Origin of the sequence: Klebsiella sp. B345, from assembly GCF_051131735.1 — a bacterium.
Taxonomy (GTDB): domain Bacteria; phylum Pseudomonadota; class Gammaproteobacteria; order Enterobacterales; family Enterobacteriaceae; genus Klebsiella.
Genome location: NZ_CP180443.1, coordinates 3,064,206 through 3,087,553, shown reverse-complemented (window position 1 = coordinate 3,087,553; position 23,348 = coordinate 3,064,206). Strand labels below are relative to the sequence as shown.

The following is a 23,348-nucleotide window of genomic DNA, read 5'->3' as shown; positions in this document are numbered from 1 at the left end:
TCTGTCCGGTATGATAAATACGAGGCGCCTTGTATGGAGCAAGTATGGATACCGATCTCAATCAACTCATCGACGCGTTAATTACCGGTCCGGCGGCGATCCAGCAGATCCGCTTTGCCAGCACCCACCGTCCGCGTGCCGATGAGGTGCAGAAGGCTGATTTTTCACGTCTTGAAATCATGCTTGAAGGCCAGCTGTACGATCCTGGTATAAAAGCCGATCCGCCAATACTTACCCAATATGACGCGCTGTATATCCCCGCCGGAGGATGGCATTTTCCCCAGTGGAGCTCGCCCTGTCGCACCCTGAGCATCGTGTTTGGCAAGCAGCAGCTGGTGTTTACTCTGCAGCGCTGGGACGGCTGTCATCTGCAGATTGAGGAAAAGCTGCAGGTTCCGCGTCGCGGCCCTCGTACCGGATCTTTTCTGCTACAGGCGCTCAACGAGATGCTGATGCAGCCCCAGGAACAGCGCACAACGCGCAGCATTGTTATCAGCCTGCTGAGCCACTGCGCCGATCTCCTCGGCAGCCAGGTACAAACCGCGTCCCGTAGTCAGGCGCTGTTTGAGGCGATCCGTCAGTATATCGAGGCCCACTTTGCCGAGCCGTTAACCCGCGAAGCGGTCGCGCAGGAGTTTTACCTCTCGCCAAACTATCTCTCCCACCTGTTCCAGAAATGCGGGCCAATGGGGTTTAACGAGTACCTGAATCACGTCCGGCTCGAACAGGCCAGGATGCTGCTAAAGGGCCATGACATGAAGGTCAAAGATGTCGCCCACGCCTGCGGCTTTGCCGACAGCAACTATTTCTGCCGCCTGTTTCGTAAAAATACTGAACGCTCACCCTCCGAATATCGCCGCCAGTACCACAGCCAACTGACAGAAAAAGAAATCCAGTAAAAACTAGATTTTTGTAAGTATTCTTCATATTTCTCTGATTACGCTGCTCATGGGCATCAGGAATAACGGGAGAAACGTGATCTAAATCATCCTTAACCGTAATGCGTACATTTATCCAGTTTTTGGCAAATTTGTCATCTGGCGACCCGTCGGTGAGAAGCCGTATCCTTATCTCAACATCACTGAATTGAGCATCGAGGAAAGGCTATGGAACTCTATCTGGACACCGCAAACGTAGCAGAAGTTGAACGCCTGGCACGCATCTATCCCCTGGCTGGCGTCACCACTAACCCCAGCATTATCGCCGCCGGCAAAACGCCGGTCTGGGAGGTACTCCCGCGCCTGCAAAAAGCCGTCGGGCCAGAGGGAACGCTGTTTGCCCAGACCATGAGCCGCGATGCTGAAGGCATGGTGGCGGAAGCCAAACGCCTGAGCAATGCCGTCCCGGGAATTGTGGTTAAGATCCCGGTTACCGCCGAGGGCCTCGCCGCGATCAAGCTGCTGCAGAAAGAAGGCATTCCGACCCTGGGCACCGCGGTCTATAGCGCCTCCCAGGGGCTATTGGCCGCGCTGGCGGGCGCAAAATATGTTGCCCCTTACGTCAATCGCGTCGATGCCCAGGGCGGTGACGGCATCCGCATGGTGCAGGAGCTGCAATCCCTGCTGGAGCTCCATGCGCCAGAGAGCAAGGTGCTGGCCGCCAGCTTTAAAACCCCACGTCAGGCGCTGGATTGTCTGTTAGCGGGCTGTGAAGCTATCACCCTTCCTTTAGACGTAGCGCAACAAATGCTTGGCACCCCCGCGGTAGAGTCAGCCATAGAGAAGTTTGAGCAAGACTGGAATAACGCTTTTGGAAATCTGAACCTGTAACCCGATCGGCGCGCCGCCAAAGGGCGGCGCCACGATCATCCAGGAGGAAAAGAAATGGATCACATTATTCAATCCCCGGGCAAATACATTCAGGGCGCGAACGCCATCACCCGCCTTGGCGAATACCTCAAACCACTGGCCGAACGCTGGCTGATTGTAGGCGACAAGTTTGTACTGGGTTTTGCCGAAGAAAAACTGCGTAAAAGCCTGACAGACGCCGGCCTGATGGCCGAGATCGTCCCGTTTGGCGGCGAATGCTCACACAATGAAATCAACCGTTTGCAGGACATTGCTAGTTCAGCCAACTGTCATGCCGTGCTGGGTATCGGCGGCGGCAAAACGCTGGATACCGCAAAAGCATTAGCTCATTTTATGCACCTTCCGGTGGTGATTGCCCCGACCATTGCCTCAACGGACGCCCCCTGCAGCGCCCTCTCGGTTATCTATACCGATGAAGGGGAGTTTGACAGCTATCTGATGCTGCCACGCAACCCAAATATGGTGATTGTCGATACGCAAATCGTTGCCGGTGCGCCACCGCGCCTGCTGGCCGCCGGTATCGGCGATGCGTTGGCGACCTGGTTTGAAGCCCGCGCCTGTTCACGCAGCGGCGCCACGACCATGGCAGGAGGTCAGTGCACTCAGGCCGCGCTGGCGCTGGCCGAGCTGTGCTACAACACGCTGATAGAGGAAGGCGAAAAAGCGATGCTGGCAGCGGAGCAACATGTCGTCACGCCAGCGCTGGAGAAAGTGATTGAAGCCAACACCTATCTGAGCGGCGTGGGCTTTGAAAGCGGCGGTCTGGCCGCGGCGCACGCCATCCATAACGGGCTGACGGTACTGGCTGATGCCCACCATTTCTACCACGGTGAAAAAGTCGCTTTCGGTACGTTGACCCAGTTGGTGCTGGAAAATGCCCCGGTGGAAGAGATCGAAACCGTTGCCGCACTGTGCCACAGCGTCGGCCTGCCGATCACCCTGGCGCAGCTGAATATTAAAGGGGATATTCCGGGCAAGATGCGCGCCGTGGCGGAAGCCGCCTGCGCAGAGGGAGAAACCATCCACAATATGCCTGGCGGCGCGACGGCCGATCAGGTCTACGCCGCGCTGTTGGTCGCCGATCAGTACGGCCAGCGTTTCCTGCAGGAATGGGAATAAAACAGAATGGCCCTCGATGAGGGCCATTTTTTTATACCGCCGGGCGAACGCCCAGCGTGTGGCAAATCGCGTAGCTCATCTCAGCGCGGTTCAGCGTGTAGAAGTGGAAATCCTTCACCCCTTCCCGGCTTAAAATCTTCACCATGTCCATGGCGATGTTCGCCCCGACCAGCTGGCGGGTTTCCGCATCGTTATCCAGGCCTTCAAACATTTTCGACATCCAGGTGGGGATACGCACGTTGGTCATGTCGGCAAACTTCTTCGCCTGTTTGAAGTTAGAAACTGGCAGGATCCCAGGAATAATTTCGACATCAATGCCGGCGGACACGCAGCGATCGCGGAAACGCAGATAGCTTTCAACGTCGAAGAAAAACTGGGTGATCGCCCGGTTGGCGCCCGCATCGACTTTACGCTTCAGATTCAGTAGATCCGCCTGCGCGCTTTTGGCCTCGGGGTGCACTTCCGGATAGGCCGCCACGGAGATATCAAAATCGCCCACCTCTTTCAGCAACGTCACCAGATCGGCGGCGTACATATCCGGCTTGCCGCTGCCCGGCGGTAAATCACCGCGCAGGGCAACAATATGACGAATGCCGTTGTTCCAGTAGTCCTGGGCAATGGCGCGCAGCTCGTCGCGGCTGGCGTCGATACAGGTCAGATGCGGTGCCGCTTCCAGACCAGTACGCTCTTTAATGCCTTTGATGATGCTGTGGGTACGGTCGCGCTCGCCGGAGTTCGCACCGTAGGTCACCGAGACAAACTTCGGCTTCAGGCTGCTTAAGCGATCGATGGACTTCCACAGGGTTTGCTCCATTTCACTGGTGCGCGGCGGGAAGAATTCAAAAGACACATTAATCTGGCCCTGCACTTCTGCCAGGCTCTGATTCAGCGCTTCCCGCTGATTGGCGTGAAAAAAGCTCATACCTTACCTCATCAATCGCATTTTATTGTTTGTTGTGTTGCGAACTTCTATACGTTTAGACGTCCAGATGTAAAAATGACGGAAAAGCGGGCAGGCGTCAATAGAAAAATCAGCGTAAACAGTGAGGAATATTCAGCGAAGATGAGATTAATTCATGTCGCTCAACGCTAACTTAATGATTCTTCAATTAACGGCAGCAGCCAATCGCGCAACGCGTCATCTTCCGGCCGGGTTAATAATCCGAGCGTCAGATGCAGACGGGCATCCTCCAGCGCCAGGAACACCACCCCCTGACGCTGAATAGCCGCAAATGAGGCCGGCAGCAGAATCATCCCTTCTCCACGTGCAATACGCGCCAGCAGGACATCATGCTCGGCAGGCTCTTCAACGTAGGTTGGGGCATAACCAGCACGTTCAAAGAGGCGCCGGGTCTGGTCAAAAAACGCCGGATTACGCTCCCGCTTGAACCAGAACAGCGGTTGATGGTTCAGGGCGTTTAAGGTCAGTGGGGCCATGGTGGCTTGCGGCCATGAAGCCGGCAGCGCCGCAATCAGCGGTTCATCATAGGGCAGCGGCGAAAACGTTAAGCCGTCGGCATCCAGTGGCAGCGCCACCAGCGCGGCGCTCAGCTTGCCCCTGCGCACTTGTTGAGCCAGGGCCGGTGAAGACTGTCGGATGAGGTGCAGAGCGCTGATGTGACCGCTCAGGGCGGATTCCAGCGGCGCAAAGATCCCCTGTTCAAATGCGGTGGTCAGCCCCAGTCGTAACGGCTGCTGCCGATCGCGGGAGAGTTGGCTTAACGCGCTTAACGTCTGTTCCTGCAGCGCCAGCAATGGCCGGACCGTCTCCAGCACCCGTTCACCTTCTGCGGTCAGTATCAGTCCTTTGGTGTGACGGACAAATAGCGTCACCCCCAGCAGCATTTCCAACTGGCGGATATGCCGGCTCAGCGGCGGCTGTGAAATAAACAACCGCTGTGCTGCCCGACTAATATTGTTCTCTTCCGCCACCACCGCGAAATAACGCAGCAACCGCATGTCCAGAGAAGATAAGCGAGAATTTGTCATACCGGAAAGGTATCACGAAAAGGGTATTACTCAACGCTTCCCGATGCCTCTACTCTCCTTACAGCACATTATCACTATGAGGAAAGATCATGACATCAGAACGTTATACTACCGGCCTTGATATGTTGCAGCGCGTTGACGGCAAAGGCGGCGATGCCGTCGTAGCCAGTTTGCAGGCTATCGCCCCGGACTTTGCCCGCTATCTGATCGAGTTCCCGTTCGGCGATATCTACGCCCGTCCGGGGCTGGATTTGCGCAGCCGTGAAATCGCCACCATTGCCGCGCTTACCGCGCTGGGCAACGCCGCCCCGCAGCTCAAAGTGCACATTGCCGCTGGGTTGCATGTTGGTTTATCGCAGGAAGAAATTGTTGAAGTGATCATGCAGATGGCGGTATATGCCGGGTTCCCGGCGGCGCTGAATGGCCTGTTTGCCGCCAAAGAGGTGTTCGCTGCACGCTGATACGACGAGACCAGACCAACGCCTGGTCTCGTAGACAGAGTTGAGTTACAGCAGCTGCGCCAGACGGTTGATGTCCGACTGAATGGCGCCAGCGGTCACATCGCGGCCGGCACCCGGGCCGCGGATCACCAGTGGGTTATCGCGGTACCAGCGGCTCTCGATCGCAAACACGTTGTCGCACGGCAGCAGCGCTGCCAGAGGGTGCTCCTCACGGACCGCTTCAACGCCGACCCGTGCTTTGCCGTTGGCATCAAAACGCGCCACATAACGCAGAACCAGCCCCATTTCACGGGCCGCTTCCAGACGCTGCAGCATCTGCTCGTTCAGCTCTTCACCATTCTCAAAGAAGTGATCGACAGACCCCTCTTCGCAGTGCGCAGGCACCAGAGATTCCACACGAACCTGATCGGGTTCGATGTCATACCCGGCCTCGCGGGCGAGGATCACCAGCTTACGCATCACGTCTTTCCCCGCGAGGTCAACGCGCGGGTCCGGCTCCGTCAGCCCTTGCTGCCATGCCTGATCGACCAGATCGGTGAACGGCACGGTGCCATCAAACTGCAGGAACAACCAAGAGAGCGTGCCGGAGAAAATGCCGCTCAGCGCCAGGATGGTATCGCCGCTATCGATCAGATCGCGCACCGTGTGGTTCACAGGCAAGCCCGCGCCTACGGTGGCGTTGTACAGCCAGTGACGACCGGTTTTCTCAAACGCATCGTGGATTTGACGGTATTTGTCGCTGCTGCTGGCGCCCGCCAGTTTATTCGCGCTGATCACATGGAAACCGTGGCTGGCGAAATCCAGGTACTGATCGGCCAGCTGCTCGCTGGCGGTCACGTCCAGCACCACTAAATCATCGTACGGGTGAGCGCGCATCCACAAAAACAGTGACTCTTCATCCTGGGCGACGGCCTCGTCGTTGAAGAAGGCCAATGCGCGGCTGGCGTCCAGGCCCTCGTAGTTCAGCAGGCTGCGGCGGCTGTCCACCACGCCGGCGAGAATAAATTCAAAACCGGTGCGTGCGGAAAGCGTGCTTTGTTCGCGAGCGAACAGCTCCAGCCAGCGCGAACCAATGTTGCCTTTGCCAAACAGCACCAGGCCAATGCGTTTCTCTGCGCGGAACAGCGACTGGTGCAGCCCCTGAATCAGGCTTTCCGTCGGGCCAGCACGCAGCACCGCGACCAGGCTGATGCCCTCTTCGGACTGCCAGGTAAACTCAACCGGCTGCCCTTTCAGTTGCTGCCAGAAACGGTGACAGTGCAGTGGATTACGGCTGACGCCGGCCCCGACCATCGCCACCAGCGCCAGCTTCTGACGCAGACGCAGTTCGCCCGGGAGACCGGCTTCGTCCAACAGGCGCAGCGCGCTGTCGGCAACTTCCGAGGTATAGCAGAACTGCAGCAGCTTACGGTCAGCATGGACACCGACCGCCAGCGGGCGCAGTTGAGCGCGTTTAAAGATAAGATCCAGCTCTTTATGCGCCAGCTTGAAATCCTGGCCAGCAGGCACCTGGAACTCAATCAGGCACACATCATCGTGGCTGGTCACAATACGCGCGCCGGTACCGGAGGCCAACACACGCTCAATACGCGTAGAGCCCTGTTCAGGGTTATAGCTACAGCGTAATTGCAGATCGATATCGCTGCCGGAAACCGGCTGCAGTGTACGAGCATGGAGCACTGGTGCGGCCAGACGTGCCAGCTCGCTGGCTTCATCCAGACGCAGCAGCGGCAGCAGACAGGCATCTTTCACCTTACGCGGGTCGGCACTATAGACCCCGGCCACATCGCTCCAGATCGTGACGCGAGAAGCCCCGGCCAGCGCGCCAATCTGGGTAGCGGAATAGTCGGAGCCGTTGCGTCCCAGCAGAACCGTCTCACCCGCGTTGTTGCGCGAGATAAAACCGGTCACCACCAGGCGTTTATTCGGGTGTTGCGCCATCAACTGCTGCAACAGCGGATAGGACAGACCTTCATCCACCTGCGGCTGTGCGGCGCGTTCGGCACGCAGGAAGCTGCGGGCATCAAGCCAGGCCGCTTCCTGCCCTAAGTGGTTCAGGACTGCCGCCATCAGGCGTGCGGACCAGACTTCACCGTGACCGACCACCTCGGCGTAGACCGCATCGGTCACGCCGCTGTCAAGCAAGCCGGCAAGGCGCTCGAGATCGTGGATAAAGGTGGCGATCAGCGTATCGGCGGCGTCTGCTGGCAGCAGGCTGGCGATCAGCTCCATGTGATAACGGCGCAGCGACTGCTGCACCTGATGCGCAGAAAGGCGATCGGTCTGGCTGAGTTTCAGCCAGCTAATCAGCTGGTTGGTGGTGCTACCCGCGGCGGAGACAACCATCATGTCCCCCGCCTGCGAGTATTCCGTCATGATCCCTGCGACACGCAGGTAACATTTCGCATCCGCTAAACTACTCCCACCAAATTTGTGCAGTTGACGACCCTTCGCCCCTGCCTGCGCATTCACACTCATGTTTATTCCTCGTTTGCTGCCCGGAAGCCATTTTCCAGGTCGGCAATTAAATCTTCACCATCTTCAATACCGGTCGAAATACGCAGAAGCGTTTCTGAAATCCCAGCCGCCGCACGTGCTTCAGGCGACATACCTGCATGCGTCATCGTTGCGGCATGCGAAATCAGACTTTCTACGCCCCCCAGCGATTCGGCCAGCGTAAACAGCGACAATCCGCTCAGAAAACGGCGCAACGTCTGCTCATCCCCGTCCAGTTCAAAGCTTAACATTGCGCCAAAACCTTTTTGCTGACGCGCAGCAATCTCATGCCCCTGATTTTCCGGCAGGGACGGATGATACAGTTTTTTCACCAACGGCTGGGCTTTCAGATAGTCGACAATCGCCTGAGCATTGCGCTGCGCCACTTCCATACGCGGAGAGAGCGTACGCAAACCACGTAGCAACAGGTAACTATCGAATGCACCGCCGGTGACGCCGATATTATTCGCCCACCATGCCAGTTCGGTGACAAGGGCCGGATCTTTGGCAATCACCACGCCCGCCACCACGTCAGAGTGGCCATTCAGGTATTTGGTGCACGAATGCAGTACCAGATCGGCACCCAGCGCCAGCGGGTTTTGCAACGCCGGGCTCAGGAAGGTGTTATCCACCACGCTTACCGCACCTGCTTCACGAGCCAGCGAGCAGATTTTCGCAATATCCACCACCCGCAGCAACGGATTACTTGGGCTTTCGACCAATACCAGCTTCGGTTTTTCAGCCAATGCCGCATTCAGCGCCTGTTCATCATTCTGATCGACAAACAGCACGCGATAGCACCCGCGTTTCGCCAGGCTATCAAATAAGCGATAGCTGCCGCCGTAGCAGTCATGTGGCGCCACCAGCACATCACCAGGCTTCAGGAACACGGTGGTCACCAGCAGAATGGCCGACATACCGGTGTTGGTCAGCACGGCACCCGCGCCGCCTTCCAGCTCAGCCAGCGCGCGCTGCACGACATCACGCGTCGGGTTGCCGCGACGGGAATAGTCATGGGCACGAGGTTCATTAAAGCCGGTGAAGTTGTAGGTACTGGAAAGGTGAATCGGCGGGACAACGCAACCGTACTGTTCGTCGTCATTTAAACCGCTACGCACTGCGATGGTGGCCTGTTTACGCGTCATGTTGGGCAGTTCCTGGGCTGAATCGGTGAAAAGTCAGGCACCAGAGTAATCATTGTCACAATGGACGTCAATACATCTGGACATCTAAACTTCTTTGCGTATAGATTGAGCAAAAAGCGAATAGCCGTTAAAATTATATGCATTGGCGCACATCCGCAGGGGCTAATCAGATGTCAGACACGCCCCGCTACGGTAAACTACGCGCAATTATGGCCAGACAAGACGTTCTGGTCCTTAACTAATGAATAGAGGATTAAGGTATCTCATGGCTGAATGGAGCGGCGAATATATCAGCCCATACGCTGAGCACGGTAAGAAGAGTGAGCAAGTAAAAAAAATTACGGTTTCCATTCCTCTGAAGGTGTTAAAAATCCTCACCGATGAACGCACGCGTCGCCAGGTGAACAACCTGCGGCATGCCACCAACAGCGAACTGCTGTGTGAAGCGTTCCTGCATGCCTTTACCGGTCAACCGTTGCCGAACGATGAAGACCTGCGTAAAGAACGCAGCGATGAGATCCCGGAAGCGGCGAAGCAGATTATGCGTGAGATGGGCATCGACCCGGATACGTGGGAATACTAAGCGCATGAAAAAGGGCGGAGTTTACCTCCGCCCTTTTTGACGTCACTGACTGGCCATCTACAGCGCGGTCTGGCGACAAAAACAAAAAAAGCCGCCCTGAGGCGGCTTTTTCTTTCAGCAAATTACTTGCTGGTACCCGGCACGCTGAAGCGCTTGTTGAAGCGGTCAACACGGCCACCGGTAGCAACGTCACGCTGCTTGCCAGTGTAGAACGGGTGACATTTACCGCACACGTCGAGGTTCAGGTCGTGACCAACGGTAGAACGGATTTTCATGACGTTACCGCAAGAGCAGTTAGCAGTAACTTCTTCGTATTTCGGGTGAATATCTTTTTTCATGGGAGAACCTCAGTTAAGGCCGCGTCGCTCTTCCAGCCCTAACGCCAGACACCACGCGATGTTAATAATTGCCTGTCACCTTCTACGCTACCGGTACATTGACCACAGCGCGAGACTTTCAGGTAATACGTTTAGTTTGATGCTGCACGAAGCGCACCAAAGGCGGCGAATCATACAGAATTTGACCAGCATATGCAAACTGATCCGCGAGCCCTTATTACAATGTGTATACTAAGCGGCCAGATTTCAAGTCAGGAAGATGACATGTCCGTCGCTCACGTTGCCCTGCCCGTTCCGCTGCCCCGTACCTTTGACTATCGCCTCCCTGAAGGCATGTCGGTCAAAGCAGGCTGTCGCGTGCGTGTGCCCTTTGGCAAACAGGAGCGCATTGGTATTGTCACCGCCATCAGCGAGCACAGCGAACTGCCGCTGGATGAGCTAAAACCGGTTGTCGAAGCGCTGGATAGCGAACCGGTGTTTCCATCTACCGTCTGGCGACTGCTGCTGTGGGCGGCCGATTATTATCACCACCCTATCGGCGATGTGCTGTTCCACGCGCTACCGATCCTGCTACGCCAGGGCAAGCCGGCCAGCGCAGCGCCGCAGTGGTACTGGTTTGCCACCGAGCAGGGCCAGGCCGTTGACATTAATAGCCTCAAGCGCTCGCCGAAACAACAGCAGGCGCTGGCCGCCCTTCGCCAGGGGAAAATATGGCGCTATCAGGTTGCGGAGCTGGAATTTAACGATGCCGCGCTGCAGGCGCTGCGTGGTAAAGGGCTGTGTGAACTGGCGAGCGAAACCCCGGCCCTTACCGACTGGCGAACCCATTTTTCCATTCCCGGCGAACGGCTGCGTCTGAATACCGAGCAGGCTACCGCCGTGGGCGCTATTCACAGTGCGTCAGACCGGTTTTCAACCTGGCTGCTGGCCGGTATTACCGGTTCCGGAAAAACGGAAGTCTATCTCAGCGTTCTGGAAAACGTGCTGGCGCAGGGCCGTCAGGCGCTGGTAATGGTGCCGGAGATTGGCCTCACGCCGCAAACCATCGCCCGCTTCCGCCAGCGCTTTAACGCACCGGTTGAGGTGCTGCACTCCGGGCTGAATGATAGCGAGCGTCTCTCGGCATGGCTAAAGGCTAAAAATGGCGAGGCGGCTATCGTCATCGGGACGCGTTCGTCACTGTTTACGCCATTTAAAGACCTTGGGGTGATCGTTATCGATGAGGAGCACGATAGCTCCTATAAGCAGCAGGAAGGCTGGCGTTATCACGCTCGCGACCTGGCGGTCTGGCGCGCCCACAGCGAGCAAATCCCGATCATTCTGGGGTCCGCTACGCCGGCGCTGGAGACGCTCTATAACGTCCGCCAGGGCAAGTATCGGCAACTGAAGCTGACCAAGCGGGCGGGCAATGCGCGTCCGGCTCAGCAACACGTGCTGGATTTAAAAGGCCAGCAGCTGCAGGCGGGACTTTCTCCGGCCCTCATCAGCCGTATGCGGCAACACCTGCAGGCCGATAACCAGGTGATTCTGTTTTTAAACCGTCGCGGTTTTGCCCCTGCGCTGCTGTGCCACGATTGCGGGTGGATTGCCGAATGCCCACGCTGCGACAGCTACTACACCCTGCACCAGGCCCAGCATCACCTACGCTGTCATCACTGCGACAGTCAGCGCCCAATCCCACGTCAGTGTCCGTCATGCGGGTCGACGCACCTTGTCCCCGTCGGGCTGGGAACCGAACAGCTGGAGCAGGCGCTGGCGCCGCTGTTTCCCGACGTTCCGATCTCCCGCGTCGACCGGGATACCACCAGCCGCAAAGGCGCGCTCGAGCAGCACCTCGCCGATATCCACCGCGGCGGCGCGCGTATCCTGATCGGCACGCAAATGCTGGCCAAAGGTCATCACTTCCCGGACGTGACGCTGGTGTCTCTGCTGGACGTTGACGGCGCGCTGTTTTCCGCCGACTTCCGCTCCGCCGAGCGCTTCGCCCAGCTCTATACCCAGGTCTCTGGCCGTGCCGGGCGCGCGGGTAAACAGGGCGAGGTGATTCTGCAAACGCATCACCCGGAGCATCCGCTGCTGCAAACGCTGCTGTATCAGGGCTACGATGCTTTTGCCGATCAAGCGCTGGCCGAACGTCAGACCATGCAGCTGCCGCCGTGGACCAGCCACGTCCTGATTCGTGCCGAAGATCATAACAATCAGCAGGCTCCGCTGTTCCTGCAACAGTTGCGCAATTTGCTGCAGGCCAGCCCGTTGGCCGATGACAAACTGTGGGTGCTTGGCCCCGTGCCGGCGCTGGCGCCCAAACGCGGAGGCCGCTGGCGCTGGCAGATTCTGCTCCAGCACCCGTCGCGCGTTCGCCTGCAGCATATCGTCAGCGGGACATTAGCGCTGATCAACACCCTGCCGGAAGCACGTAAGGTAAAGTGGGTGCTGGACGTCGATCCTATTGAAGGTTAAGCCTTCTCTTGCGAGACGGATCGAAAAAATTCAACAGTCATCACGTTTTTCATGAAAATTCTGTAACTCTCTGCATCGACTATCTGCTAAAAATGTTGCTGATGTCAGAGCACAAGGGATGTGTCTGCACGAGTCAGTGAGGAGAAAACAGGTGAAGCCCAAAAAACAGGTGGTTGCCGCCACGATGAAAGACGTTGCCCTGAAGGCAAACGTTTCCACGGCAACCGTGTCCCGAGCGTTAATGAATCCCGATAAGGTTTCTCAGACTACCCGTAATCGGGTGGAGCAGGCGGCGCTTGAAGTCGGCTATTTGCCGCAGTCGCTCGGGCGTAACATGAAACGCAATGAATCGCGTACGATTCTGGTCATCGTGCCTGATATTTGCGATCCCTTTTTCAGCGAGATAATTCGCGGCATTGAAATCACCGCGGCAGAACAGGGATATCTGGTGCTGATCGGTGACTGCGCCCACCAGAACCGCCAGGAAAAAACCTTTATCGACCTGATCATTACCAAGCAGATCGACGGTATGCTGCTGCTCGGCTCACGACTGCCCTTCGATGCGGGCGTTGAAGAACAACGCAATCTGCCACCGATGGTCATGGCGAATGAGTTTGCGCCTGAGCTTGAGCTGCCGACGGTACATATCGATAACCTCACAGCGGCGTTTAATGCTGTCAATTATCTGCATGAGCTGGGACACCAGCGCATTGGTTGCATCGCCGGTCCGGAAGAGATGCCGCTGTGCCATTACCGTCTCCAGGGCTATGTGCAGGCGCTGCGCCGCAGTGGGATAACTATCGACCCGCATTATATTGCGCGTGGTAATTTTACCTATGAAGCCGGAGCCAACGCGCTGGAGCAGCTTCTGGCGCTCCCTGTGCCGCCCACCGCGGTTTTCTGCCACAGCGATATCATGGCGCTTGGCGCGCTGTCGCTGGCAAAACGCCGGGGCCTGAAAGTGCCTGACGACCTGTCGATTGTGGGTTTCGATAATATCTCTTTATCTGAATTTTGCGATCCGCCATTGACGACCGTTGCGCAACCGCGCTTTGATATCGGCCGCGAAGCGATGCTGCTGCTACTGGATCAGCTACATGGTCATAATGTAAACAGTGGTTCACGATTGCTGGACTGCGAACTGATCGTTCGCGGCAGTACACGTAAAATCAGAGCATAACCATCCGGTTCTGGTCAAAGCCTTGCCGCTTAAGTAACATGGCGGACTGACGAACGAATAAGACAGCGAAACGATAGTGGCACAACGAGATTATGTACGCCGCAGCCAACCGGCTTCTTCGCGGCGCAAAAAGGGTAATACCCGAAGCTCAAGGAACAAACAGAGCAGCCTTGCGGCGGTTTCACCAACGATGGTTGCGATCGCGGCGGCAGTGCTGGTGGCCTTTATCGGTGGGCTGTACTTCATCACGCACCATAAAAAAGAAGAAGCGGAAGCCCTGCAAAACCGTCAGGCTGCAGGAAACGGCTTACCGCCAAAACCGGAAGAGCGCTGGCGCTATATTAAAGAGCTGGAAAGTCGCCAGCCTGGCGTGCGTGCGCCGACTGAACCGACGGCCGGCGGGGAAGTGATGAAACCCGAACAGCTCACCAACGAACAGCGTCAGTTACTGGCACAGATGCAGGCGGATATGCGCCAGCAGCCAACCCAACTGACCGAAGTTCCGTGGAACGAACAAACCCAGGCCCAGCGTCAACAAACGCTGCAGCGTCAGCGTCTGGCTCAACAGCAGGTGCAGCAGCAGCAACAGGTTGCCCAGCAGCAGTGGGCGCAGACGCAAACGCAGGCGCCGGTACAACAGCCGCGTGCGCAACAGCGAGTAGCCGAGCAGCCAAAGCCTGCTGCGCAACCAAAACCGGTACAGCAGCCGAAGCAAACCGCGTCTACCCAGCAGCCGTATCAGGATCTGCTACAAACGCCGGCACATACGACATCGCAGCCTAAAACACAGGCCGCCGCGCCAGTTGCGCGCGTTGAAGAAGCGCAGAAAGCACCGGCTGAGAAGAAAGACGATCGTAGCTGGATGATTCAGTGCGGCTCCTTCAAAGGTGCGGAGCAGGCAGAAACCGTGCGCGCACAGCTGGCATTTGAAGGGTTCTCCTCACGCATTACCACCAACAATGGCTGGAACCGCGTGGTGATTGGGCCGCTGAAAGGCAAAGAAAGCGCCAACGATATGATCACTCGCCTGAAGATGGCCGGGCATGCAAACTGCATTCGTCTCGCCGCCAGGGGTTGAAACCCTAAAAATCCCCCCCATCTATAATTGCATTCTGCCCCGCGTCATCCGCGGGGCCCCTATTCCGCATTTGTAACCAAGGGGTCTGCTCGTGACAACAATAGTAAGTGTTCGCCGTAACGGCCATGTGGTTATCGCCGGTGATGGCCAGGCCACGCTTGGCAATACCGTCATGAAAGGTAACGTGAAAAAGGTTCGTCGCCTGTACAACGACAAAGTGATCGCAGGCTTCGCCGGCGGCACTGCTGACGCTTTCACGCTGTTCGAACTGTTTGAACGTAAACTGGAAATGCACCAGGGACACCTGGTCAAGGCCGCCGTGGAACTGGCGAAAGACTGGCGTACCGATCGTATGTTGCGCAAACTGGAAGCCCTGTTGGCGGTCGCGGATGAAAACGCCTCGCTAATCATCACCGGTAACGGTGACGTGGTGCAGCCCGAAAACGATCTGATCGCTATCGGTTCTGGTGGCCCTTACGCTCAGGCCGCAGCTCGTGCTCTGCTGGAAAACACGGATATGGGCGCACGCGACATCGCAGAGAAGGCGTTGAATATTGCAGGTGATATCTGCATATATACCAACCATTTCCACACCATCGAAGAATTAGCCTCTAAAGCGTAAGGATCTCCCATGTCTGAAATGACCCCACGCGAAATTGTCAGCGAACTGGACAAACACATTATCGGTCAGGATGCAGCCAAGCGTTCTGTCGCTATCGCGCTGCGTAACCGCTGGCGCCGCATGCAGTTAAACGAAGAGCTGCGCCACGAAGTCACGCCGAAAAACATTCTGATGATCGGCCCGACCGGCGTCGGTAAAACCGAAATTGCTCGTCGTCTGGCAAAACTGGCCAACGCGCCGTTCATCAAAGTTGAAGCAACAAAATTCACCGAAGTGGGCTATGTTGGTAAAGAAGTGGATTCGATTATCCGCGATCTGACCGATGCGGCGATCAAAATGGTTCGCATGCAGTCCATTGATAAAAACCGCTATCGCGCCGAAGAGATGGCCGAAGAGCGTATTCTCGACGTGCTGATCCCACCGGCAAAAAATAACTGGGGCCAGGCAGAACAGCCTCAGGAGCCGTCAGCGGCACGCCAGGCATTCCGTAAAAAACTGCGCGAAGGCCAGCTCGACGACAAAGAAATCGAGATTGACCTTGCCGCTGCGCCAATGGGTGTTGAAATCATGTCCCCTCCGGGCATGGAAGAGATGACCAGCCAGCTGCAGTCCATGTTCCAGAACCTCGGCGGCCAGAAGCAAAAACCGCGTAAGCTGAAAATCAAAGACGCAATGAAGCTGCTGATTGAAGAAGAAGCGGCGAAGCTGGTGAACCCGGAAGAGCTGAAGCAGGATGCCATCGATGCCGTTGAGCAGCACGGTATTGTGTTTATCGACGAAATCGACAAAATCTGTAAGCGTGGTGGCAACAGCTCTGGCCCGGATGTCTCCCGTGAAGGCGTTCAGCGTGACCTGCTGCCGCTGGTGGAAGGCTGCACCGTTTCAACCAAACATGGTATGGTCAAAACCGACCACATCCTGTTTATCGCCTCCGGCGCATTCCAGGTGGCCAGCCCGTCTGACCTGATCCCGGAACTGCAGGGGCGCCTGCCGATCCGTGTTGAGCTGAAAGCACTGACTACCGAAGATTTCGAGCGTATCCTGACCGAGCCGAATGCCTCTATCACCGTGCAGTACAAAGCGCTGATGGCAACTGAAGGGGTAAACATCGAATTTACCCAAGAGGGTATCAAGCGCATCGCACAGGCAGCATGGCAGGTGAACGAAACCACCGAAAACATCGGTGCACGTCGTCTGCACACCGTGCTGGAGCGTCTGATTGAAGATATCTCCTACGACGCCAGTGAAATGAACGGTCAGAGCATCACGATTGATGCGGAATATGTTGGTAAACATCTGGATGTACTGGTGGCAGATGAAGATCTGAGCCGTTTTATCCTATAATCCGGTCCAATATATTTTCATCACTATAGATGGGGCTATAGATACACAAAATCATTCAAGCTGCATCGAGGCGGCTAGCCTGAGAATCTCCCGGAGCTGACTAACGTTAGTGACCGGAGTGAGCAGGCGAAGCCGACAAAGAGGCAGTTTGAAGGATGACGGGTATAGCCCCATTTTTATTGGCCGGAACCTATGACTGAAAAACCGATAACCCGCACCCAGGCCTGGCTCGAAAGCCTGCGGCCAAAAACACTCCCTCTGGCCTTTTCCGCCATCGTGGTTGGCACAACGCTGGCATGGTATCAGGGGCACTTCGATCCCTGGGTCGCGCTACTGGCGCTGATCACCGCTGGACTGCTGCAAATACTGTCGAATCTCGCCAACGATTATGGCGACGCCGTAAAGGGCAGCGATAAACCCGACCGTTTAGGGCCACTGCGTGGCATGCAGAAAGGGGCTATCACTCAGGCGCAAATGAAACGCGCGCTGATCGCTACCGTAGTGCTGATTTGCCTCTCCGGGCTGGCGCTGCTGTTCTGCGCCTGGCAAACGATGGCCGATTTTATTGGCTTTATGGTGCTCGGCAGCCTTTCGATTATCGCCGCCATTACCTATACCGTCGGAACCCGTCCTTACGGTTATATCGGCCTTGGCGATATTTCAGTACTGCTGTTCTTTGGCTGGCTTAGCGTCGCCGGGAGCTGGTATTTGCAGGCCCACACCATTACAGCCGCCATTTTCCTGCCTGCCACCGCCTGTGGCCTGTTAGCCGCTGCGGTGCTGAATATCAATAATCTGCGCGATATCAATAGCGACAGAGAGAACGGCAAAAATACCCTGGCGGTACGTCTGGGGCCGCTTAATGCTCGTCGCTACCACTCAAGCCTGCTTATCGGCGCTCCGCTGTGTCTGGCGCTGTTTAATCTGATGTCGCTACAAAACCTATGGGGTTGGCTGTTCATGCTCGCTACGCCGCTGCTGGCGAAGCAGGCGCGATTTGTGATGCGCGAACGCGAGCCAGCGGCGATGCGTCCAATGCTGGAGCGGACGGTCAAAGCCGCGCTGTTAACCAACCTGCTGTTTGTCATTGGAATTGTTTGCAGCAAGCTCGCGGGTTAACTGACAAATATCAATTAACAATTGATGATTTTGCCAACAATACGATTCGCGAGATATACTAAAAACTCTCGCAGCAACTGAACGTTAAGCCTATGAAATACGATACTTCCGAGCTTTGTGACATCTACCAGGAAGATGTCAACGTAGTGGAACCTCTGTTCTCCAACTTTGGGGGGCGGTCGTCGTTTGGTGGACAAATCATCACGGTGAAATGTTTCGAGGATAACGGGTTGCTATACGATATGCTCGAACAGAACGGCCGTGGTCACATCTTACTGATCGATGGCGGGGGCTCCGTCCGCCGTGCGTTAATTGACGCCGACCTGGCGCGTCTGGCCGTACAAAACGAGTGGGAAGGGTTAGTGGTCTATGGCGCAGTGCGCCAGGTTGACGACCTGGAAGATCTGGATATTGGCATCCAGGCGCTGGCCGCGATTCCCGTTGGTGCAGCTGGCGAAGGTATCGGCGAAAGCGACGTTCGCGTCAATTTCGGCGGCGTGACCTTCTTCTCCGGCGACCATCTGTATGCTGATAATACCGGCATCATCCTCTCCGAGGATGCGCTGGATATCGAATAACCCGCCCGATAAAAAAAGGCCTTCTCTCTGAGAAGGCCTTTTTGTTTGTCTTACGCCAGAATTAATACAGTTTCTTCGCGCAATCCAGCCAGTCGTTTTTGAACGGGCGCTTCATGTTCTCGATAGCATCGATGATGTCATGGTGCACCAGTTTTTCGTTCTGAATACCGACACAGCGGCCACCGAAGCCCTGCAGCAGCAGTTCAATCGCGTAGGCGCCCATGCGGGAAGCCAGGATACGGTCGTAAGGAACCGGAGAACCACCACGCTGAATGTGACCCAATACCGTTGCACGGGTTTCACGGCCGGTTTCTTTCTCGATGTAGTGAGCCAGTTCGTCCACGTCGCACATGTGCTCAGTGATCGCTACGATGGCGTGTTTCTTACCTTTCGCAATCCCGGCTTTGATTTCAGACACCAGGTCATCGCGAGTGTATTCAACTTCGGGCACCATAATGAACTCACAACCACCGGAAATCGCCGCCGCCAGGGTCAGATCGCCACAGTAACGGCCCATCACTTCAACAACAGAAATACGCTGGTGAGAAGAAGAGGTATCACGCAGACGGTCAATAGCTTCAACCACCGTGCTCAGCGCAGTGAAGAAACCGATGGTGTAGTCGGTACCTTTGATGTCGTTATCGATGGTGCCAGGCAGGCCGATGCACGGGAAGCCCATTTCGGTCAGGCGCATCGCCCCCATGTAGGAGCCGTCACCGCCAATAACAACCAGCGCATCCAGACCACGCTTTTTCATGTTCTCAAGGGCTACGGCACGCACGTGCTCTTCGCGGAATTCAGGAAAACGCGCTGAACCCAGGAAAGTGCCGCCACGATTGATCATGTCAGAAACGCTATAGCGGTCGAGCTGAACCATGCGATCTTCATACAGGCCGAGGTAACCGTCATAGATTCCAAAAACTTCCAGACCTTCCGTTAATGCTGCGCGCACAACGCCACGAATTGCTGCGTTCATGCCCGGCGCATCACCGCCACTTGTCAATACACCGATTTTCTTAATCATGACTACCTCTGAACTTAGGAAGCAAAAAATAATCCTGTTGCCTGAAGCGCTCCTTGATCAGGAGAGCACGACGATAATTGCAATAGTATATCAAACGCTTCTGGCTGAATTGATTCAGGTCAGACCAAATGGCGGTAATTTATACAAATAATGCCGATCCGCCCCACATTTTAACATCGAATTTACAGACTATAACTCAACGCTCAAAAAACGCCCTGGCGTGCCAGCGGCACGACGGAGCAGGGGTCTTGATGGATAATGACATCAGAACCCGGGAAACGGTGCAGAATCGCCTGCTCAACCTGGTCGGCAATCACATGCGCCTGTACCAGAGGGAGGTTATCTTCCATTTCCAAATGTATTTGAATAAAGCGAGTCGGCCCTGACTGCCGCGTTCGTAGATCGTGCGCCCCGCTGACGCCAGGCCATGCGGTCACGATATTGATAATGTCCTGACGTTCCTCGTCAGGCAGTGCGCGGTCTAATAACGACTGAACAGCGTCATAGCCCATACGCAGCGCGCTATATAAAATATAGATGCCAATCCCGAGAGCAAACAGCGCATCGGCACGATGCCAGCCATACCAGGACAAGCCTAGCGCCACCAGAATGGCGCCATTCATCATAACATCAGACTGATAATGAAGCATATCTGCTCGCACCGCCTGACTTTGCGTTTTTCTCACCACCCAGCGCTGAAAAGTGACCAGCACCAGCGTGCTGGCCAGCGCAATCAGGGTCACGATCATGCCGATACCTGCCGCCTGCATAGGCTCCGGACGCGCCAGATGCTGTATGCCAGTCAAAAACAGGAACAGGGCCGACCCGGAGATAAACATACTTTGCGCCAGCGCGGCCAGCGATTCTGCCTTGCCGTGACCAAAAGTATGTTCTTCATCAGCGGGTTGTAGCGAATATCGCACCACCAGCAGGTTGGTTAACGAGGCGGCAATATCCACCAGCGAGTCCACAAGCGCAGCCAGAATACTGACAGAACCGGTATACCACCACGCAAAAATCTTGATCAAAAGTAACGTGGAGGCCATCACCGTCGCCGCAATAGCCGCCCGGCTCACCAGCCGCCCATAAGATTGATTCATAAAGTCTCCTTTTCGGCGATGCGCTTAGTATAACCTGAACTTTTGCCGCAACGAGGCGCAAGGAGAAGAAGTCGTATTGCTGAGTGACAGGCAAAAAAAACCCCCACATCATGTGGGGGAAGACAGGGATGGTGTCTATGGCAAGGAAAACAGGGTTTACTACTGGGGTTGCACGGTATTGCTACTACTCGACAGCATGGTTGCTGATCCTTTCTGCATCCTTGCAACCTCACGCAACTGATCCATTCGTTGCTGGTGTTTAGCATTGAGAACCGCTTGCTGCTCTGGCGTTAACAGGTGGTACATCTGGTTGCGAACTTTTGCCATTTCGATCTGGCGGGCAACCTGTTCCTGCGCCATCTTATCTGCCTGAGCGCGCACAGCGTTTTCATCAAAATTTTCTGCGGTGACAAGGCGATGCATTGTCTCCATTTCGCTAACATTAATGGGTGGCCTGTCGTGGCGCGCCCGTCGCATAAGATCTCGTAACTGCTGACGTTGCTGTTCGGTTAAACTTATGCCGTCAAACATATGACTCTGGCTGGTGCGCTGCACCCCGTCGTCTCCGGGGAGCCAGTTAACGCTGGTAACGACTTCAGCGGCCTGGCTATATGCACTTAACGCCAGCGTTGAGGCCATGACGGCAGCTATAACATTGCGCATCACATACTCCCAATACGTTTGTGTCTGTGTAGCGATTCAACGAGATACAGTCTACGATTCGGGCTGCAAACATGCGTCAGGGGGTGTAAAACAACGTAAAGTCATGGATTAGCGAGCCTTGATGACGTAATTTCTGCCTCGGAGGTATTTAAACAATGAATAAAATCCTGTTAGTTGATGATGACCGGGAGCTCACCTCCCTGTTAAAAGAGCTGCTTGATATGGAAGGATTTAATGTGCTCGTGGCCCATGACGGGGAACAGGCACTGGCTCTTCTTGACGACAGCATCGATTTACTTTTGCTTGATGTGATGATGCCGAAGAAAAACGGTATCGATACACTGAAAGAGTTACGTCAGACACACCAGACCCCGGTCATTATGCTCACTGCCCGCGGTAGCGAGTTGGATCGCGTGCTTGGCCTCGAGCTGGGCGCAGATGATTACTTGCCTAAGCCGTTCAACGATCGTGAACTGGTGGCGCGTATACGCGCGATTCTGCGCCGTTCTCACTGGAGCGAGCAGCAGCAAACCACCGAAGCGGGTTCCCCGACGCTGGAAGTTGATGCATTAAGCCTCAATCCGGGTCGTCAGGAAGCTAATTTCGATGGGCAAACCCTGGAGCTGACCGGTACGGAGTTCACCCTGCTGTATCTGCTGGCGCAGCATCTTGGCCAGGTGGTGTCTCGTGAACACCTGAGCCAGGAAGTATTGGGAAAACGCCTGACGCCATTCGACCGCGCCATCGATATGCATATTTCGAATCTGCGTCGTAAGCTGCCGGAGCGCAAAGATGGTCATCCATGGTTTAAAACCCTGCGCGGCCGCGGCTACCTGATGGTTTCAGCTTCATGATAGGAAGTTTAACCGCACGCATCTTCGCTATTTTCTGGCTTACGCTGGCACTGGTGTTGATGCTGGTTCTGATGTTGCCCAAGCTGGACTCGCGCCAGATGACCGAATTGCTGGAAAGCGAACAGCGCCAGGGCATCATGATTGAACAGCACGTCGAGGCCGAACTGGCGACAGACCCACCCAACGATCTGATGTGGTGGCGTCGTCTGTTTCGCGCGATCGATAAATGGGCCCCGCCGGGACAGCGTTTGCTGCTGGTAACCAGCGAAGGGCGCGTTATCGGCGCAGAACGCAACGAAATGCAGATCATTCGCAACTTTATCGGCCAGGCCGATAATGCCGATCATCCGCAGAAAAAACGTTACGGCCGCCTGGAAATGGTTGGCCCGTTTTCCGTCAGGGATGGGGAAGATAATTACCAGCTTTATCTGATCCGCCCCGCCAGTACCTCCCAGTCAGACTTTATCAACCTGCTGTTCGACCGTCCGTTGCTTCTGCTCATCGTGACGATGCTGGTCAGTTCTCCCCTGCTTCTGTGGCTTGCATGGAGCCTGGCTAAGCCGGCGCGTAAGTTGAAAAACGCCGCCGATGAGGTCGCACAGGGCAACCTGCGTCAACATCCGGAACTGGAAGCCGGCCCGCAGGAGTTTTTAGCCGCCGGGGCCAGTTTTAACCAGATGGTGACGGCGCTGGAACGCATGATGACCGGGCAGCAGCGTTTGTTATCCGATATTTCTCACGAGCTGCGTACCCCGCTCACGCGCCTGCAACTGGGGACCGCCCTGCTGCGTCGCCGCAGTGGCGAGAGCAAAGAGCTGGAGCGAATTGAGACCGAAGCCCACCGGCTGGACAGCATGATCAACGACCTGCTGGTGATGTCGCGCAACCAGGCGAACAACGCGCTGGTGAGCGAAACGGTGAAGGCGAATCAGCTGTGGGGTGAAGTGCTGGATAACGCCGCGTTTGAAGCCGAGCAGGTAGGGAAATCCTTCACGGTAGAGTATCCGCCAGGCCCCTGGCCGCTCTACGGCAACCCGAATGCGCTGGAAAGTGCGCTGGAAAATATCGTGCGTAACGCGCTGCGCTACTCGCATACCAAAATTTCAGTCAGCTTCTCCGTCGATAAAGACGGCATCACGATAAACGTTGATGACGACGGTCCAGGCGTCAGCCCGGAGGATCGCGAGCAGATATTCCGGCCGTTCTACCGTACCGACGAGGCCCGCGATCGCGAGTCTGGTGGCACCGGTCTGGGACTGGCGATTGTCGAAGCAGCTATTCAGCAGCATCGGGGCTGGGTCAAGGCCGATGACAGCCCGCTGGGTGGACTGCGTTTAACGATTTGGCTGCCGTTGTACAAACGAACCTGATGAGCTCTCTCCCGGCT

Annotated in this window: 22 protein-coding genes; 14 read left to right on the top strand and 8 right to left on the bottom strand. The window is 56.0% G+C overall.

Features of this window, described 5'->3' with window-relative positions:
* Positions 1-44 precede the first annotated feature (44 nt).
* The 3 genes from ACMYSO_RS14520 to gldA all read left to right on the top strand — a co-directional run bounded on the left by ACMYSO_RS14520 (position 45) and on the right by gldA (position 2,927).
* Complete coding sequence (locus tag ACMYSO_RS14520) at positions 45-899, top strand: helix-turn-helix transcriptional regulator (RefSeq protein WP_434665472.1); 855 nt, start codon at positions 45-47, stop codon at positions 897-899.
* Between the two features lie 207 nt (positions 900-1,106).
* Positions 1,107-1,769 carry a fructose-6-phosphate aldolase gene (gene fsa / locus ACMYSO_RS14515; RefSeq protein WP_434665470.1) on the top strand — a complete coding sequence of 221 codons (663 nt, stop codon included), beginning with the start codon at positions 1,107-1,109 and terminating at the stop codon, positions 1,767-1,769.
* A 54-nt stretch (positions 1,770-1,823) separates the two neighbouring features.
* On the top strand, positions 1,824-2,927 hold the full coding sequence (gene gldA / locus ACMYSO_RS14510; RefSeq protein ID WP_434665468.1) for a bifunctional L-1,2-propanediol dehydrogenase/glycerol dehydrogenase: 1,104 nt from the start codon (positions 1,824-1,826) through the stop codon (positions 2,925-2,927).
* Positions 2,928-2,958: 31 nt separating this feature from the next.
* Here gldA and metF read toward each other — a convergent pair whose 3' ends face one another.
* Complete coding sequence (gene metF, locus ACMYSO_RS14505; RefSeq protein ID WP_123758001.1) at positions 2,959-3,849, bottom strand: methylenetetrahydrofolate reductase; 891 nt, start codon at positions 3,847-3,849, stop codon at positions 2,959-2,961.
* A 167-nt stretch (positions 3,850-4,016) separates the two neighbouring features.
* Positions 4,017-4,916 carry a LysR family transcriptional regulator gene (locus ACMYSO_RS14500; RefSeq protein ID WP_434665466.1) on the bottom strand — a complete coding sequence of 300 codons (900 nt, stop codon included), beginning with the start codon at positions 4,914-4,916 and terminating at the stop codon, positions 4,017-4,019.
* A gap of 89 nt (positions 4,917-5,005) precedes the next feature.
* Between ACMYSO_RS14500 and ACMYSO_RS14495 the strand changes: the two genes are divergently transcribed.
* Positions 5,006-5,377 (top strand): carboxymuconolactone decarboxylase family protein, encoded by a 372-nt coding sequence (locus ACMYSO_RS14495; protein ID WP_434665464.1) that lies wholly within the window; start codon positions 5,006-5,008, stop codon positions 5,375-5,377.
* Between the two features lie 45 nt (positions 5,378-5,422).
* On the opposite strand, the gene ACMYSO_RS14490 is transcribed toward ACMYSO_RS14495, so the two are convergent.
* Both ACMYSO_RS14490 and metB read right to left on the bottom strand, forming a co-directional pair.
* Positions 5,423-7,855, bottom strand: a complete 2,433-nt coding sequence (locus ACMYSO_RS14490; RefSeq protein ID WP_434665462.1) for a bifunctional aspartate kinase/homoserine dehydrogenase II — start codon at positions 7,853-7,855, stop codon at positions 5,423-5,425.
* 2 nt (positions 7,856-7,857) lie between these two features.
* Positions 7,858-9,018 (bottom strand): cystathionine gamma-synthase, encoded by a 1,161-nt coding sequence (gene metB / locus ACMYSO_RS14485; RefSeq protein WP_174510280.1) that lies wholly within the window; start codon positions 9,016-9,018, stop codon positions 7,858-7,860.
* Between the two features lie 265 nt (positions 9,019-9,283).
* On the opposite strand from metB, the gene metJ reads away from it, so the two are divergent.
* Positions 9,284-9,601 (top strand): met regulon transcriptional regulator MetJ, encoded by a 318-nt coding sequence (gene metJ / locus ACMYSO_RS14480; RefSeq protein ID WP_004869405.1) that lies wholly within the window; start codon positions 9,284-9,286, stop codon positions 9,599-9,601.
* A gap of 122 nt (positions 9,602-9,723) precedes the next feature.
* On the opposite strand, the gene rpmE is transcribed toward metJ, so the two are convergent.
* Positions 9,724-9,939 (bottom strand): 50S ribosomal protein L31, encoded by a 216-nt coding sequence (gene rpmE / locus ACMYSO_RS14475; protein ID WP_045853658.1) that lies wholly within the window; start codon positions 9,937-9,939, stop codon positions 9,724-9,726.
* A 264-nt stretch (positions 9,940-10,203) separates the two neighbouring features.
* Between rpmE and priA the strand changes: the two genes are divergently transcribed.
* The 7 genes from priA to rraA all read left to right on the top strand — a co-directional run bounded on the left by priA (position 10,204) and on the right by rraA (position 18,320).
* Complete coding sequence (gene priA / locus ACMYSO_RS14470; RefSeq protein WP_434665459.1) at positions 10,204-12,399, top strand: primosomal protein N'; 2,196 nt, start codon at positions 10,204-10,206, stop codon at positions 12,397-12,399.
* 151 nt (positions 12,400-12,550) lie between these two features.
* Positions 12,551-13,579 carry a DNA-binding transcriptional regulator CytR gene (gene cytR / locus ACMYSO_RS14465; RefSeq protein WP_123758007.1) on the top strand — a complete coding sequence of 343 codons (1,029 nt, stop codon included), beginning with the start codon at positions 12,551-12,553 and terminating at the stop codon, positions 13,577-13,579.
* A 76-nt stretch (positions 13,580-13,655) separates the two neighbouring features.
* Entirely contained in the window at positions 13,656-14,657 is a 1,002-nt protein-coding gene (ftsN, locus tag ACMYSO_RS14460; protein WP_123758008.1) for a cell division protein FtsN, read from the top strand.
* Between the two features lie 91 nt (positions 14,658-14,748).
* Entirely contained in the window at positions 14,749-15,279 is a 531-nt protein-coding gene (gene hslV, locus ACMYSO_RS14455; RefSeq protein ID WP_095105382.1) for an ATP-dependent protease subunit HslV, read from the top strand.
* Positions 15,280-15,288: 9 nt separating this feature from the next.
* Complete coding sequence (gene hslU, locus ACMYSO_RS14450; RefSeq protein WP_123758009.1) at positions 15,289-16,623, top strand: HslU--HslV peptidase ATPase subunit; 1,335 nt, start codon at positions 15,289-15,291, stop codon at positions 16,621-16,623.
* A gap of 192 nt (positions 16,624-16,815) precedes the next feature.
* Entirely contained in the window at positions 16,816-17,742 is a 927-nt protein-coding gene (menA, locus tag ACMYSO_RS14445) for a 1,4-dihydroxy-2-naphthoate polyprenyltransferase (RefSeq protein WP_434665457.1), read from the top strand.
* A gap of 92 nt (positions 17,743-17,834) precedes the next feature.
* Positions 17,835-18,320 carry a ribonuclease E activity regulator RraA gene (rraA, locus tag ACMYSO_RS14440; protein WP_123758011.1) on the top strand — a complete coding sequence of 162 codons (486 nt, stop codon included), beginning with the start codon at positions 17,835-17,837 and terminating at the stop codon, positions 18,318-18,320.
* A gap of 61 nt (positions 18,321-18,381) precedes the next feature.
* Here the strand turns inward: rraA and pfkA are convergent, their stop codons facing one another.
* The 3 genes from pfkA to cpxP all read right to left on the bottom strand — a co-directional run bounded on the left by pfkA (position 18,382) and on the right by cpxP (position 21,107).
* Entirely contained in the window at positions 18,382-19,344 is a 963-nt protein-coding gene (gene pfkA / locus ACMYSO_RS14435) for a 6-phosphofructokinase (RefSeq protein ID WP_123758012.1), read from the bottom strand.
* Positions 19,345-19,547: 203 nt separating this feature from the next.
* Positions 19,548-20,444, bottom strand: coding sequence for a CDF family cation-efflux transporter FieF (gene fieF / locus ACMYSO_RS14430; RefSeq protein ID WP_434665453.1), 897 nt, complete (start codon positions 20,442-20,444; stop codon positions 19,548-19,550).
* A 159-nt stretch (positions 20,445-20,603) separates the two neighbouring features.
* A complete protein-coding gene (gene cpxP, locus ACMYSO_RS14425; RefSeq protein ID WP_123758014.1) occupies positions 20,604-21,107 on the bottom strand; it encodes a cell-envelope stress modulator CpxP in 504 nt (167 codons plus the stop codon).
* 155 nt (positions 21,108-21,262) lie between these two features.
* Between cpxP and cpxR the strand changes: the two genes are divergently transcribed.
* Together cpxR and cpxA are read left to right on the top strand one after the other, a co-directional pair.
* A complete protein-coding gene (gene cpxR / locus ACMYSO_RS14420) occupies positions 21,263-21,961 on the top strand; it encodes an envelope stress response regulator transcription factor CpxR (protein ID WP_004203671.1) in 699 nt (232 codons plus the stop codon).
* Complete coding sequence (cpxA, locus tag ACMYSO_RS14415) at positions 21,958-23,331, top strand: envelope stress sensor histidine kinase CpxA (RefSeq protein WP_123758015.1); 1,374 nt, start codon at positions 21,958-21,960, stop codon at positions 23,329-23,331. Before cpxR ends, cpxA begins: the two co-directional genes overlap by 4 nt.
* Positions 23,332-23,348 lie beyond the last annotated feature (17 nt).

Excerpts from the sequence above, each read along its gene's own strand:
- ACMYSO_RS14520 (WP_434665472.1), top strand. The coding sequence starts at position 45 with ATGGATACCGATCTCAATCAACTCATCGACGCGTTAATTACCGGTCCG.
- fsa (WP_434665470.1), top strand. The coding sequence starts at position 1,107 with ATGGAACTCTATCTGGACACCGCAAACGTAGCAGAAGTTGAACGCCTG.
- gldA (WP_434665468.1), top strand. The coding sequence starts at position 1,824 with ATGGATCACATTATTCAATCCCCGGGCAAATACATTCAGGGCGCGAAC.
- metF (WP_123758001.1), bottom strand. The coding sequence starts at position 3,849 with ATGAGCTTTTTTCACGCCAATCAGCGGGAAGCGCTGAATCAGAGCCTG.
- ACMYSO_RS14500 (WP_434665466.1), bottom strand. The coding sequence starts at position 4,916 with ATGACAAATTCTCGCTTATCTTCTCTGGACATGCGGTTGCTGCGTTAT.
- ACMYSO_RS14495 (WP_434665464.1), top strand. The coding sequence starts at position 5,006 with ATGACATCAGAACGTTATACTACCGGCCTTGATATGTTGCAGCGCGTT.
- ACMYSO_RS14490 (WP_434665462.1), bottom strand. The coding sequence starts at position 7,855 with ATGAGTGTGAATGCGCAGGCAGGGGCGAAGGGTCGTCAACTGCACAAA.
- metB (WP_174510280.1), bottom strand. The coding sequence starts at position 9,018 with ATGACGCGTAAACAGGCCACCATCGCAGTGCGTAGCGGTTTAAATGAC.
- metJ (WP_004869405.1), top strand. The coding sequence starts at position 9,284 with ATGGCTGAATGGAGCGGCGAATATATCAGCCCATACGCTGAGCACGGT.
- rpmE (WP_045853658.1), bottom strand. The coding sequence starts at position 9,939 with ATGAAAAAAGATATTCACCCGAAATACGAAGAAGTTACTGCTAACTGC.
- priA (WP_434665459.1), top strand. The coding sequence starts at position 10,204 with ATGTCCGTCGCTCACGTTGCCCTGCCCGTTCCGCTGCCCCGTACCTTT.
- hslU (WP_123758009.1), top strand. The coding sequence starts at position 15,289 with ATGTCTGAAATGACCCCACGCGAAATTGTCAGCGAACTGGACAAACAC.
- menA (WP_434665457.1), top strand. The coding sequence starts at position 16,816 with ATGACTGAAAAACCGATAACCCGCACCCAGGCCTGGCTCGAAAGCCTG.
- rraA (WP_123758011.1), top strand. The coding sequence starts at position 17,835 with ATGAAATACGATACTTCCGAGCTTTGTGACATCTACCAGGAAGATGTC.
- pfkA (WP_123758012.1), bottom strand. The coding sequence starts at position 19,344 with ATGATTAAGAAAATCGGTGTATTGACAAGTGGCGGTGATGCGCCGGGC.
- fieF (WP_434665453.1), bottom strand. The coding sequence starts at position 20,444 with ATGAATCAATCTTATGGGCGGCTGGTGAGCCGGGCGGCTATTGCGGCG.
- cpxP (WP_123758014.1), bottom strand. The coding sequence starts at position 21,107 with ATGCGCAATGTTATAGCTGCCGTCATGGCCTCAACGCTGGCGTTAAGT.
- cpxR (WP_004203671.1), top strand. The coding sequence starts at position 21,263 with ATGAATAAAATCCTGTTAGTTGATGATGACCGGGAGCTCACCTCCCTG.
- cpxA (WP_123758015.1), top strand. The coding sequence starts at position 21,958 with ATGATAGGAAGTTTAACCGCACGCATCTTCGCTATTTTCTGGCTTACG.